We start from the raw sequence: 12,940 nt of genomic DNA on the forward strand, positions 1-12,940 counted from the left end.
CTTTTTTCTGGTCTTTGGGCGCCCGGAACGGAACAAGATCCGCGGAGGAAGCTGCGATGAGGCCACGAGTAGGACAGATGCTCGCCAGCACGGTGGACACGACGGCGGTGATCGTCGTCCGGTGCCCGGACGGTGAGTTGGACATCACCTGCGGCGGCGCCGTCATGATCGAGGGGACCGCACCGGGCACGGTCACCGGCACCGCCGACCCCGACCTGATGGGCGGTTCCCTGCTCGGCAAGCGCTACGCCAACGAGGACCTCGGCCTCGAACTCCTCTGCACGAAAGGGGGCGAGGGCACGCTCGCGGTCAACGGCGTCCCCCTGCCGGTGAAGAGCGCCAAGCCCTTGCCGGCCTCGGACTGACAAGCGGGACGACCGAGCAACGAGACGACCGAGCAACGGGAACACTGAGCAACGGGAAGCGGGAAGCGCGCCGATGAACGTCTCGATGATTCTGGACATGGCCGCCGACGGCTTCGGCGACCGGGTGGTGATCGGACCCGCACAAGACGGCCTCACCCCCGTACGACTCCGCGAACTGGCCGTCGGCGGAGCCCGGTCGGTCCGTGCGGCCGACGCCGACGCGATCGTTTACCTGGCCACGAACGGCCCCGCCTTCGCGGTCGCCCAGTTCGCCGCGGCCCGCGCCGGGGTGCCGCTGGTCCCGGTCAACTACCGCCTGGGCGAAGAGCAGTTGGACGCGCTCCTCGCGAACCATCCACACGCCTTGGCCATCGCCGCTCCCGGCCAGGACGCGGCACCACGCCGGGCCGGCCTGCGGGTCCGCAGCCCGGCCGAGTGGCTCACGGAGGCAGCCGCGAACGCCGAGGGCTCCACCGACCCGGCACCGGCGCCCGACACCCCCGCCGTGCTGATCTACACCAGCGGAACCACCTCAACCCCAAAGGGCGTGGTCCTGCGCCACCACAACCTCGTGTCCTACGTGCTCGGCACGGTCGAGTTCGCGGCGGCCGACCCCACCGAGGCAGCGCTGATGAGCGTGCCGCCATACCACATAGCCGCCGTCTCCAATGTGCTGACGAACCTCTACTCCGGCCGACGCACCCTCACCCTCGACCAGTTCACCCCGGAGAGCTGGCTCGCCCTCGTCCGGGAGCAGCGGATCACCCACGCGATGCTGGTCCCGACCATGCTCGCCCGGATCATGGACACGGAGGGGCTGGACCGTTCGGTCCCCTCACTGCGCTCGCTCGCGTACGGCGGAGCCAGGATGCCGGTGCGGGTGATCGAGACGGCACTGCGCACCTGGCCGGGGGTGGACTTCGTCAACGCCTATGGCCTGACGGAGACTTCGTCCACGGTCTCGGTGCTCGGCCCGGCCGAACACCGGGCGGCGATCGCGAGCGACGACCCCGAGGTACGCGCCCGGCTGGGCTCGGCCGGACTGCCGGTGCCGGGCATTGAGATCGAAGTCCGCGACGTTGCCGGGGAGTTGCTCGGAGCGGGAGAGACCGGGCAGATCTGGGTGCGCGGCGAGCAGGTCTCGGGGGAGTACGCCGGGCAGGGCTCGGCGGTCGACGAGCGGGGCTTCTTCCACACCCGCGACCGGGGCCGCCTCGACGCTGACGGCTACGTCCACATCGAGGGCAGAGCCGACGACACGATCATCCGCGGCGCGGAGAACATCGCGCCCGCCGAGATCGAGGACGTCCTCCTACGGCACCCGGACGTGCTCGACGCAGTCGTCGTCGGCGTCCCCGATGAGGAGTGGGGTCAGCGCATCGAGGCCGTCGTGGTCCCACGTGACGGCGCGAAGGCCGACGCGGGGGCGCTGCGCGCGGCCGTACGCGGCACCCTGCGCGGTTCGAAGACCCCGGAACGCATCACGTACTGGACCGAACTCCCGCGCACGGTGACCGGCAAGCTGATCCGCCGCGACATCGTGGCGGCACTGACCGCACCCGAGAACGGGACGAAGGGGCAGGCATGAGCGTTACCACCAACAGCCCCGCGTTGATACGGGAGTTGACGGACCGTACGGCCGCCGTGGTCGGCGGCTGGATCCCCGGTGCCACGGTGGACGGCGTCGAACCGCTCACCGGCGGCACGTCGAGCCTGACGTACGTCGCCGTCCTCTCGGGTGTCCCGGACGGCTATGAACGCGTCGTCCTCAAGGTGGCCCCGCCCGGCCTGGCCCCCGTCCGCAACCGGGACGTGCTGCGGCAGGCACGGCTCATGGCGGCCCTGGCCGGACAGCCAGGTGTGAGGGTGCCGAAAGTGCTGTTCTGTGACGCGGGCGCGCCTCCGGCGGTCCAGCCCTTCGTGGCCATGGAACTCGTGCCCGGCGAGTGTGTGGAACCGGTGCTCGTGCCCCGCGGCACCCTCACCCCGGGCCAGGTACGGTCCCGTGCCTTCGACGCGGCCCGGATGCTCGCCGACCTGCACCGCGTGGACCCGCTCCGCACGGCCCTCGCGGCGGAACCGGCCATGACCCTGGACGCCGAGATCGGCCGCTGGACCCGCGCTTTCGGCACCGTCTCCGACGACCTGAGCACCGGCCACGAGGCGGTCGCCGCCCGACTGCACGCCACCGTGCCCGCCGCGATGACACCGGTGTTCACCCATGGCGACTACCGGCTCGGCAACACCCTGTGCGAGGCCGGCTCGGTGACATCGATCATCGACTGGGAGATCTGGTCGCTCGGCGATCCCCGCGTCGACATGACCTGGCTGACCTTCTTCACCGACGAGGCCCACCACCCCGCCGCCCTGTCGGACGAGCCGACGGGCATGCCTACCAAGGCCGAACTCGTCGACATCTACGAGGAGTTGCGCGGTGAACCGCTGCGGGACCTCGCGTGGTTCGAGGCGCTCACCAAGTACAAGGAGTCGGCCGCGACCGCGCTGCTGATCAAACGGGGGAGGAAAGCGGGGGAGTTGAACGACATGCACCGGCGGATGCTGCCCGCGCTGCCCGAACTGCTGGACAAGGCGCTGGAGTTGCTCGGCTAGTACAGCCCGCCGTCCACCCGGATCAGCGCTCCCGTCGTATAGCTGGACGCGTCGCTCGCCAGATACAGCGCGGTGCTGACGATCTCCTCCGGCTGCCCCGGGCGCCCGATCGCGCTGCGTGTGGTCTGGCGTTTATCCTCCGCCCAGGACTTGGAGACGTCCGTGAGGAAGGGGCCGGCCGAGATCGTGTTGACCCGTACGATCGGGCCGTACTCCAGGGCGAAGACCGTGGTGAGGGCGTTGAGGGCGGCCTTGGCGCCGGCGTAGGGGCCGAAGCGCGGTTGGGGCATCAGCGCGCCGGAGGAGGAGACGTTGATGATCGAGCCGCCGTCTCCCTCGGCCATGCGTCGGCCGATCAACGAGGCCAGCCGGAACGGGCCCTTGAAGTTGACGCCGATCACCTTGTCGAAGAGTTCCTCGCTCGTGTCGGCGGAGGACGGGGCGAGGGGTGACATGCCGGCGTTGTTGACCAGGACGTCGACCTTCCCGAACTCCGCGTAGGCCGCGTCGGTGAGGCGTGCCAGGTCGTCCCAGTGGCCGACGTGGGCGGCGACCGGCAGAGCGCGGCGGCCCAGATCGCGGACCTCGGCGGCCGCCGTCTCGCACGCGTCGAGCTTGCGGCTGGCGATCACGATGTCGGCGCCCGCGGTGGCGAACGCGCGCACCATCGCGAGACCGAGGCCCCGGCTGCCGCCTGTGACGAGCGCGACCTTGCCCGAGAGGTCGAACAGGTCTGCCGGAGCAAGGGACTTGGTGTCGCGCCCGGCGCTCATGCGTCCACCCGGCCGGCGAGGCTCTCGTCGTCGAGGATGTGCGCGTAGCGCTTGCGGGCGGCCTCCAGCCGGGGCGGGATGTGCTCGCTGGGGAACAGGCCTTCGGCCGGACGGCGGTTCTTCAGCAACTGCTTCGCGATCGTGGTGCGGTGGACCTCGGTGGGGCCGTCGGCGAGGGCGAGGTTCGGTGCGGCCATCCACCATTTCGCAAGGGGGAGTTCGTTGGTGGTGCCGAGCGAGCCGTGCAGATGCAGGGCGCGCTGGATGACGTCGTGCAGCACCTTCGCCGTCTGGACCTTGCACATCGCGATCTGGGTGCGGGTCGCGCCGTGCGGCTGGGTGTCGATGAGCCAGGCCGTGTGCAGCACCAGCAGCCGGAACTGCTGCAACTCCACCCACGAGTCCGCGATGAACTGCTGCACCGCCTGCTTCTCGGCGAGAAGAGTGCCCTGAGTCCGCCGGGACAGCGCTCGCTCGCACATCATGTCGAAGGCGCGGGTGCACTTGCCGACGGTCCGCATCGCGTGGTGCACACGGCCCCCGCCGAGCCGGGCCTGCGCGACCTTGAAACCCTCGCCGGGACCGCCGAGCATGGCGTCGAGGGGGACGCGCACCCGGTCGTAGCGGATGTAGGCGTGGATGCCCTCGTCGAGGGAGTCGCGCTCGTCCATCGTGCCGACGTTGCGCTTGATCTCGATGCCGGGTGTCTCGGCCGGGACGATGAACATCGACATCCGGGCGTGCGGCGCGGCCTCCGGGTCGGTGACGGCCATGACGATGAGGAAGGCCGCGTACCGGGCGTTGGAGGAGAACCACTTCTCCCCGTCGATCACCCACTCGTCCCCCTCGCGCCGGGCCCGGCACACGAACTCCTTCGGATCGGCTCCGGCCTGCGGTTCCGTCATCGAGAAGGTGGAGACGATGTCCCCGTCGAGGAGCGGCTGCAGATAGCGCGCCTTCTGCTCGTCGGTGCCGAACATCGCCAGGATCTCGGCGTTGCCGGTGTCCGGGGCCGCGGTGCCGAAGACCGTCGGGGCCCAGTAGGAGCGGCCGAGGATCTCGTTGAGGTACGCGAGCTTCACCTGGCCGTAGCCCGCGCCGCCGAGTTCGGCGCCGAGATGGCACGCCCACAGGCCCTGCGCGCGGACCTGCTCCTGGAGCGGCTTGAGGATCGCGCGCGCCTTCTCGTTGCGCGTGTCGTACGGGTCGCCGCCGTGCGGGAAGAGCAGGTCGAGCGGCTCGACCTCCTCCCGTACGAAGGCCGCCGCCCAGTCCAGCTTGGCCTGGAACTCGGGTTCGGTCGAGAAGTCCAGCATCGGCCCTCCGGAAGGTGCGGGTCGGTCGGTGACGGCAAAACAGTATACTTTTTAGCGAGGTTCGGTCCATACTCGGAGCGCGTGACGGCGGAATGAGTATGAGGAGTTGGTCGATGCGCAGGCCGATGGAGGGCGTACGCGTTCTCGAAGTAGCCCAGTTCACCTTCGTCCCGGCGGCGGGCGCCGTGCTCGCGGACTGGGGCGCCGATGTGATCAAGATCGAGCATGCCGAACGCGGCGACGCCCAGCGCGGGTTGGTCCGGGTCCTCGGCTACGAGGCCGCCAGCAAGGGGTCGTCGTTCTTCCCGATAGTCGAGGGCCCCAACCGGGGCAAACGCAGCGTGGGCCTCGCCCTGGAGAAACCGTCCGCCCGCAAGGTGTTCGAGGACCTGGTCCGCGCCAGCGACGTGTTCCTCACGAACTTCCTGCCCGAGGCGCGCGCCAAACTGCGCATCGACGTCGAGGACATTCGGGCGATCAACCCGGACATCATCTACGTGCGCGGCAGCGGCTTCGGCCCGCACGGCGACGAGGCCACCAAGGGCGGCTACGACAGCACCGCCTTCTGGGCGCGCGGCGGCAGCGCCGCCGGGGTCACCCCGCAGGGCGCGGACCGGATGACCCGGATGCCCGCCGGAGCCTACGGCGACTCGATGGGCGGGATGACGATCGCCGGTGGCATCGCCGCCGCCCTCTACTCCCGCGCGACGACCGGTGAACCCTCGGTGGTGGACGTGTCGTTGCTCGGCGTCGGCGCCTGGGCGACCCAGTTCACGGTCAACCTGGCGCTGATGAACGGCGGTCCGCTCCCGCCGAACGTCCAGCCCCGGCACGGATCGCGCACCAACCCGCTGATCGGCGCCTACCTCACCTCGGACGACCGCTGGATCGAACTGTCGATGCTCCAACCCGGCCGGTACTGGGCCGAGTTCTGCAAGCTCGCCGGCCGCGAGGAACTGGGCACCGACGAACGCTTCGACAGCACCGAGAAGTTGATGGCCAACGCGGCGGAGGCCGCCGACATCGTCGCCGGTCTCATCGAGTCCCGCCCCTTCGCCGAGTGGGTCGAGATCCTCTCACGCGGAGAGGGCCAGTGGGCGGCGGTGCAGAACGCCTGGGAGGTCGGCCAGGACCCCTCGCTGCGTGCCAACGGACTGATCGCCCCGGTCGTCGACGCCGACGGACTGGACCGCGAACTCGTCGCCAGCCCCGTGCAGTTCGACGAGACCCCGGTCGACCTGACGAGGGCACCGCAGTTCGCGGAGCACACCGACGAGGTCCTGCGCTCGCTCGGTCTCTCCGACGAGGAGCTGATCGCGCTGAAGATCGACGGCGCGGCGACGTGAAGGCCGTAGGAGATGTGAAGGCCGTACGAGACGCGCGGAGCGTACGAGACGTGCTGGCCGCAGGAGATGAGCAGACCGTGCGAAAGGAGCCGTCATGAGCGCGACCCTCGAACCCGACGGGACCCACCAGGGCGTCCCCGCCTACCACTTCGACAACCGCCTCGGCGGCCCGGTCCTCAGCCATCAGGAACGCTGGGACGAGATGGCCCGCACCCACGCCGGATTCCGGAGCACCATTGCGCGCGGGTACTGGGTCGTCACCGAGGGCGAGGCCGTACAGCAGGCGTTGCAGGACTGGCGGACCTTCTCGAACACCTCCGTGACGGCCCTCGACCCCGACCCCAGGTTCCTGTGGATCCCGGAGATGCTGGACCCGCCCCAACACACCGCGTGGCGGCGGCTGTTGGGCAGCGCCTTCTCGCCCAAGACCGTCGCCGCCCGGGAACCGGAGATGCGGGAGGTCGCGTCCGGCCTCGTCGACGGGCTGAAGGACAGCGGTTCCGCCGACGTCCTCGACGCGTTCGCCCGTCGCTTCCCGACCCTGATCTTCATGCGCCTGATGGGTCTGCCCGAGGAGGACCTCGCGCGGTTCCTCGACTGGATCCACGATCTGCTGCACCTGTCCCACCGTGAAGACCCGGACGGCGAGCGGCAGTTGAGCGCCATGCGTGCCGTGTCGGAGTACTTCGAGGAACAGATCGCCGTCCGGCGCGACGCGCCCCGTGACGACCTGCTGTCCCGCGCCATGACCTGGACGATCGACGACGAGCCCATCAGCGACCGGGACATGCACGCGTTCTGCATCCTGCTGTTCCAGGCCGGCTTCGACACGGTCCCGATCTCGATCGGCTGGGCTCTCTACCACTTCGCCACACACCCGGAACAGCGCAGGGCGATCGTCGAGAACCCCGCGCTGATCCCCACGGCGGTCGAGGAGATCCTGCGCGTCTACTCGTTCGTCGTGCCCGCCCGCAAGGCGACCCAGGACGTGGAGATCGGCGGCTGCCCGGTGCGGGCGGGGGAGATGGTGATGCTGCCGCTCGCGGTCAGCAACCGCGACCCGGAGCGCTTCGAGCACCCCCTCGAAGTGGACCTGCGGCGCAAGTCCACCAACCACATCGCGTTCGGCTCCGGCCCGCACCGCTGTCTGGGCTCCCACCTCGCCCGCCTCGAACTCAACGTGGCCGTCGAGGAATGGCACCGGCGCATCCCCGACTACCGGATCACCCCCGGCCAGGACCTCGAACAGCACGGCAACATGTACGGCATCAAGCAGCTCCGGCTCGAGTGGTGAGCGACGACGCCATGACGCATCCGCTCAGCGCAACGGACCTGTACCACACGGGAATTGTCGTCCCGGACATCGAGGCGTGGAAGACCCGCCTCACCGAGGTCGCGGGCCACCGCTGGACCGAGACGATGGCCGCCGACCTCCCGGTCCGCCTCGCGGACGGCGAGCGCGTGCTCCCGCTGCGCTACGCGTACTCACTGGACGCCCCGCACATCGAACTCGTGCAGGAGATCCCGGGGACACCGTGGACGCCGGCCGCACATCTCGCCACCCATCACCTCGGTTACTTCTGCGACGACCTGCAGACCACGTCCAAACGGTTGGAGGAGGCAGGGTTTCCGCTGGAGGCCTGCGCGGTGGTCGACGGCGCCATGGCGATCTTCGCCTACCACCTCGATCCGTGGGGCGTCCGCATCGAGATCGTGGACCGCACCCGCATACCGGACTTCGCCGCCTACCTCCGCTCGAAGGCACCGACGTGGCAATGACGTTCACCGAGGAGCAGCAACAACTCCGCACGACACTACGGCGGTTCCTCGCCGAGAAGGCGCCGAGTGCGGCGGTGCGCCGCGCGATGGACTCCGACGAGGGGCACGATCCCCGGCTGTGGCGGCAGATGGCCGACCAACTCGGGCTGCACGGACTGGCGTTGCCGGAGGCCTACGGCGGATTCGGCGGCGGCCCGGTCGAGTTGGGGATCGTACTGGAGGAGCTGGGCCGGGTGCTGCTGCCGTCGCCGTACTTCGCGACCGTGGCCCTCGCCGGACAGGCCCTCGCGGCATCCAACGACGAGGCGGCGAAGGCGCGTTGGCTGCCCGCGATCGCCGACGGTTCGACGACCGCCACGCTGGCGCTCGCGGAGGCGAGCGGCTCGTGGCGGCCGGAGGACATCGAGACGTCCGCCGGGAACGGGACGGTGTCGGGCACCAAGATGTTCGTCGTCGACGGCCACACCGCGGACCTCATCCTGGTCGTGGCCCGTACCGACACCGGACCCGCGCTGTTCGCCGTCGACGGTGACGCGCCCGGCGTGACCCGCACCCGGCTGGAGACCCTCGACCCGACCCGACGGCTGGCCCGCGTCGACCTGGATGGCGCGCCCGCGCGGCGGATCGGGTCGGACGATGACGCCTCGGTGCATCTGCGCACCGTGCTCGACCTCGTGGCCGTGGCGCTCGCCGCCGAGCAGGTCGGCGGAGCGCAGGCCTGTCTCGACGCGGCCGTCGAGTACGCGAAGGTCCGGGTGCAGTTCGGGCGGCCCATCGGATCGTTCCAGGCGATCAAGCACAAGTGCGCCGACCTGCTGGTCCAGGTCGAGGGCGCCCGGTCGGCGGCCTACCACGCCACGACCGTGGCCGCCGAGGGCTCCTCCGAACTGCCGGTGTCCGCCGCGCTCGCCGCGGCCTGCTGCGCGGACGCCTTCACCCACGCGGCCAAGGAGAACATTCAGATCCACGGCGGTATCGGCTACACGTGGGAGCACGACGCGCACCTGTATCTGAAGCGCGCGAAGTCGTCGGAGCAGTTGTTCGGGGGACCGGCCATGCACCGGGCCCGGTTGGCCGACCTGGTCGGAATCTGAGACCGACGTCCTGTCGAAAGGCTGATCACGTGGGAATTCGCGACCGCCTGTCCCGCCTGCTGGCGGAAGCGCCCGCGGCTGCCGAGGCGATCGAGTACGACCGGAACTGGTGGACCTGGGGGCAGGTCCAGCGGACCGCGCAGGAACTCCGCGACGCACTCGACGCGCTGGGCCTGCACGCCGGCGCCCGCGTCGGGGTCGTCCTGGAGAACCGGCCCGAACACGTCGCCGCGGTCGCCGCGGTCATCGCCTCCGGACGTTGCCTGGTCATGCTCAGCCCGCTCCAGCCCGCCGCACGCCTCGCCGCCGACATCGCCCGCTGCGAGCCACCCGTCGTGGTGTCCGGTGCCGAGGTCCTCGCCCGCGAGGGCGTCCTCGACGCCGTGACCAGGTACGGCGCCGCCCTCGAACTGGCCACCGACGGGACTCTACGGCCCGCCGGCGGCACGGCACCCACCGAGGCACCGGCCCGCCCGGGCATCGCCGTCGAGATGCTCACCTCCGGTACCACCGGCCCCCCGAAACGCGTCCACCTGCGCATCGGACAGCTCGACCAGGCCCTCGTCTCCGGCGGACAGACACGGAAGGACGACCGGCTCCTGTCCGAGTCGGCATCCCTCGTGGCCACACCGCTCGTGCACATCGGCGGCCTGTGGCGGGCACTGGCCTGCCTCGCCACCGGACGCCGCATGCTGCTGATGCCGAGGTTCGCCGTCGAACCCTGGGTCAGCGCGGTGGAACGCCACGGACTCCGCGCGGCAAGCCTCGTACCGGCCGCGCTGCGCGCCGTACTCGACGCCCATGTACGGAAGGAACGCCTCGCCACCCTCCAGGTGGTCACCTCGGGCACGGCACCCTGCCCGCCCGAACTTGCCGACGCCTTCTACCGGACGTACGGCATCCCGGTCCTGATGACCTACGGCGCAACGGAGTTCGCCGGAGCCGTCGCCGGTTGGACCCTGCCGCTGCACGACCGTTGGTGGCAGCGCAAGGCGGGCAGCGCCGGACGCGCCTTCTCCGGCGTCGAGTTGAGGGTGACCGGCGAGGACGGCACCGAGCTGCCGGTCGGCCGTACCGGACGGCTCGAAGTGCGCACCGAGCAGAGCACGCACGGCGGCCGGACCTGGGTGCGGACCAGCGACCTCGCCCGGATCGACGCCGACCGGTTCGTGTGGATCGAGGGCCGTGCCGACGACGCGATCATCCGGGGCGGCTTCAAAGTGCAGCCGGAGGTGGTGAAACGCGTCCTGGAGACTCATCCCGCCGTACGCGAGGCGGCAGTTGCCGGACTGCCCGACCCACGGCTCGGTGAAGTACCGGTCGCGGCCGTCGAGTTGGCACCGGGGGAGCCCCCTCCCGACGAGCCCGAACTGACCGCCCTGTGCCGCGCCCACCTCACCCCGTACGAGGTACCGGCCCACATCGTCGTCCTCGACGCACTGCCCCGCACCCCGTCGAGCAAGGTGAGCCGCGTCGAACTGCTCGACCTCGTACGGGCGCGGCTCACCGAACACACCAAGGCCTGAGCGCCCGAAGGAGGAACTGCGGTGACCAGCACGGAGGTTGAGCGGTGAGCGAGACCGAGGAGAGGGCGGCCGAGCGGTTCGGCATGCTGACGGACGAGGCGGTCGAACGCTCCCGGCGCCGCCTCGGCGTACCCCAGCCGCAGCACAATCCACCGCACAACTACGAGGTCACCTGGGACGGTTCACGCCACTTCGCCTACGGCTACGGCGACGCCAACCCGCTCTACTGCGACCCCGAGTACGCGGCGAAGACCCGCTGGGGCGCCCTCGTCGCACCGCCGACCTTCCTCTACACGATGGGGGAGGACGCGGCCCCGACACCGGACCCGGAGACCAAGGCACTGCTCAAGGGAGACCCCTTCGCCGGCCTCGGTTCCTACCAGGCGGTGATGGAGTTCGAGTGGTGGCGGCCCCTTCAACTGGGCGACCGCTGCCGGGTGTTGCAGACCCAGGTCGGGGTGGCGCTCAAGCAGAGCAGCTTCGGCGGACGTACCGCACACGTGGTCCGCGACTACCTCTACGCCAACGGGCGCGGAGAGATGCACGCCCTGCGGCGCGGCACCTGGATCAACGCCGAGCGGCACACGTCGAAGAAGCGGGCCAAGGAAGCACTGGAACAACCGCCGTACACGCCCGACCAATTGGCCGAGATCGACGCGGCGTACGCCGCCGAGACCAGGCGCGGTGCCGAGCCCCGCCACTGGGAGGACGTCGAGGTCGGGGACGTACTGCAACCCCGGGTGAAGGGCCCGCTGACCACCACGGATGTCGTCGTCTGGCACCTGGGCTGGGGCATGCAGCTCACCCCGCCCGGGGCGTTCGGCATCGCGGCGGCCGTACGGCGCAAGGCTCCCGGGCTCTACCCGCCCAACCGGCTGGGCGTTCCGGACACCGTCCAACGCCTGCACTGGGAACCCGAACGGGCCCGGGAGTTGGGCCTCCCCAACCCCTACGACTACGGCGGCATGCGCGAGACCTGGCTCTGCCATCTCCTCACCGACTGGATCGGCGACGACGGCTGGCTGTGGAAACTCCGGTGCGAACACCGCAAGTTCAACTACCTCGGCGACACCACCTGGGTGCGCGGCACGGTCGTCGGCAAGCGGCGGGTGGACGGACGGAACGAGGTGCACATCGAGGTGCGCTGCGAGAACCAGCGCGGCGAAGTCACCACACCGGGCAGGGCAGTTGTGCTCCTGCCGACCAGGGAACGGGCCGTCGACCTTCCGTCGCCGCCCGCCGCGGACCTGGACGGCATGGTCGCCCATGAACTGGAGCGGTTCGCGGTCAAGTGATCGGCAATCGAGAACGAGCATCAGGAGGCAGGATGTCGGACGAAGTGCTGGTGGAGCGCCGGGACGCGGTCCAGGTCATCACGATCAACCGTCCCGCGGTGAAGAACGCCCTCGACGCGGGGGTGGCCGCCGGAGTCGCCGCCGCCGTGGACGAGCTGGACGAGTCGGACGAACTGCGGGTCGGCGTGCTCACCGGAGCCGGAGGCACGTTCTCGGCGGGGATGGACCTCAAGGCCTGGCTGCGCGGCGAGAGCCCCGCGATCGAGGGCCGCGGCCTGTGCGGGATCACCATCACCCCGCCCCGCAAACCGCTGATCGCCGCCGTCGAGGGCTGGGCGCTGGCCGGCGGCTTCGAGCTGCTGCTCGCCTGCGATCTCGTCGTGGCCTCCCGCACGGCACGCGTCGGTGTCCCCGAGGTGACACGGTCCCTGGTCGCCCGGGCCGGCGCCGCACTGCGGCTGCCCCAACGGGTGCCCTACGCCGTCGCGTTGGAGCTGCTGCTGACCGGAGCACCCATCACCGCCGTACGCGCGGCCGAGGTCGGACTGGTCAACCGGCTCACCGACGAGGGTGGCGCACTCGCCGGCGCGCTGGAACTCGCCACGACCATCGCCGCGAACGGGCCCCTCGCCGTCGCCGCGACCAAGCAGATCGCACAGTCCGCCGCCGACTGGACGCTGGAGGAGGGCTGGATCCGGCAGGCCGAGATCGCGTCGCCGGTGTTCTCGTCCGAGGACGCGCGGGAAGGCGCCGCCGCCTTCGCCGAGAAGCGGCCACCGGTCTGGAAGGGACGCTGACAGCGCCGTAGAACCGTCAGGATCCGCAACTCGGACTCC

Annotated in this window: 12 protein-coding genes; 10 read left to right on the forward strand and 2 right to left on the reverse strand. The window is 70.5% G+C overall.

Annotated features, from left to right (window positions below; translation table 11 throughout):
* Positions 1-56: 56 nt before the first annotated feature.
* From ACIBK4_RS17395 to ACIBK4_RS17405, 3 genes are all read left to right on the forward strand, one after another.
* The gene (locus ACIBK4_RS17395) at positions 57-365 is read left to right on the forward strand and encodes a hypothetical protein (protein ID WP_398995604.1); all 309 of its coding nucleotides are present in this window, start codon (positions 57-59) and stop codon (positions 363-365) included.
* A 73-nt stretch (positions 366-438) separates the two neighbouring features.
* Positions 439-1,953, forward strand: coding sequence for a class I adenylate-forming enzyme family protein (locus tag ACIBK4_RS17400; protein ID WP_398995605.1), 1,515 nt, complete (start codon positions 439-441; stop codon positions 1,951-1,953).
* Positions 1,950-2,975, forward strand: a complete 1,026-nt coding sequence (locus ACIBK4_RS17405; RefSeq protein WP_398995606.1) for a phosphotransferase family protein — start codon at positions 1,950-1,952, stop codon at positions 2,973-2,975. Before ACIBK4_RS17400 ends, ACIBK4_RS17405 begins: the two co-directional genes overlap by 4 nt.
* Here the strand turns inward: ACIBK4_RS17405 and ACIBK4_RS17410 are convergent.
* Positions 2,972-3,748 (reverse strand): SDR family NAD(P)-dependent oxidoreductase, encoded by a 777-nt coding sequence (locus ACIBK4_RS17410; protein ID WP_398995607.1) that lies wholly within the window; start codon positions 3,746-3,748, stop codon positions 2,972-2,974. The genes ACIBK4_RS17405 and ACIBK4_RS17410 overlap by 4 nt on opposite strands.
* Positions 3,745-5,064: an acyl-CoA dehydrogenase family protein gene (locus tag ACIBK4_RS17415; RefSeq protein ID WP_398995608.1), complete on the reverse strand. Its 1,320-nt coding sequence runs from the start codon at positions 5,062-5,064 to the stop codon at positions 3,745-3,747. Before ACIBK4_RS17415 ends, ACIBK4_RS17410 begins: the two co-directional genes overlap by 4 nt.
* A 113-nt stretch (positions 5,065-5,177) precedes the next feature.
* Here ACIBK4_RS17415 and ACIBK4_RS17420 point away from each other — a divergent pair, with 113 nt between their 5' ends.
* The 7 genes from ACIBK4_RS17420 (at position 5,178) to ACIBK4_RS17450 (ending at position 12,901) form a co-directional block, all read left to right on the forward strand.
* Positions 5,178-6,410, forward strand: a complete 1,233-nt coding sequence (locus ACIBK4_RS17420) for a CaiB/BaiF CoA transferase family protein (protein ID WP_398995609.1) — start codon at positions 5,178-5,180, stop codon at positions 6,408-6,410.
* Positions 6,411-6,504: 94 nt separating this feature from the next.
* Complete coding sequence (locus ACIBK4_RS17425; RefSeq protein WP_398995610.1) at positions 6,505-7,704, forward strand: cytochrome P450; 1,200 nt, start codon at positions 6,505-6,507, stop codon at positions 7,702-7,704.
* Positions 7,701-8,189: a VOC family protein gene (locus ACIBK4_RS17430; protein WP_398995611.1), complete on the forward strand. Its 489-nt coding sequence runs from the start codon at positions 7,701-7,703 to the stop codon at positions 8,187-8,189. Before ACIBK4_RS17425 ends, ACIBK4_RS17430 begins: the two co-directional genes overlap by 4 nt.
* Positions 8,186-9,283, forward strand: coding sequence for an acyl-CoA dehydrogenase family protein (locus ACIBK4_RS17435; protein ID WP_398995612.1), 1,098 nt, complete (start codon positions 8,186-8,188; stop codon positions 9,281-9,283). The genes ACIBK4_RS17430 and ACIBK4_RS17435 overlap by 4 nt, the downstream gene beginning before the upstream one ends.
* Positions 9,284-9,312: 29 nt before the next feature.
* Positions 9,313-10,809, forward strand: a complete 1,497-nt coding sequence (locus ACIBK4_RS17440) for a class I adenylate-forming enzyme family protein (protein ID WP_398995613.1) — start codon at positions 9,313-9,315, stop codon at positions 10,807-10,809.
* Between the two features lie 44 nt (positions 10,810-10,853).
* Positions 10,854-12,104, forward strand: coding sequence for a MaoC family dehydratase N-terminal domain-containing protein (locus ACIBK4_RS17445; RefSeq protein ID WP_398995614.1), 1,251 nt, complete (start codon positions 10,854-10,856; stop codon positions 12,102-12,104).
* A 32-nt stretch (positions 12,105-12,136) separates the two neighbouring features.
* On the forward strand, positions 12,137-12,901 hold the full coding sequence (locus ACIBK4_RS17450; RefSeq protein ID WP_398995615.1) for a crotonase/enoyl-CoA hydratase family protein: 765 nt from the start codon (positions 12,137-12,139) through the stop codon (positions 12,899-12,901).
* The last annotated feature ends 39 nt before the right edge of the window (positions 12,902-12,940 follow it).

It is taken from the genome of Streptomyces sp. NPDC050528 (assembly GCF_044457795.1).
In the GTDB taxonomy this organism is placed as follows: Bacteria; Actinomycetota; Actinomycetes; order Streptomycetales; family Streptomycetaceae; genus Streptomyces.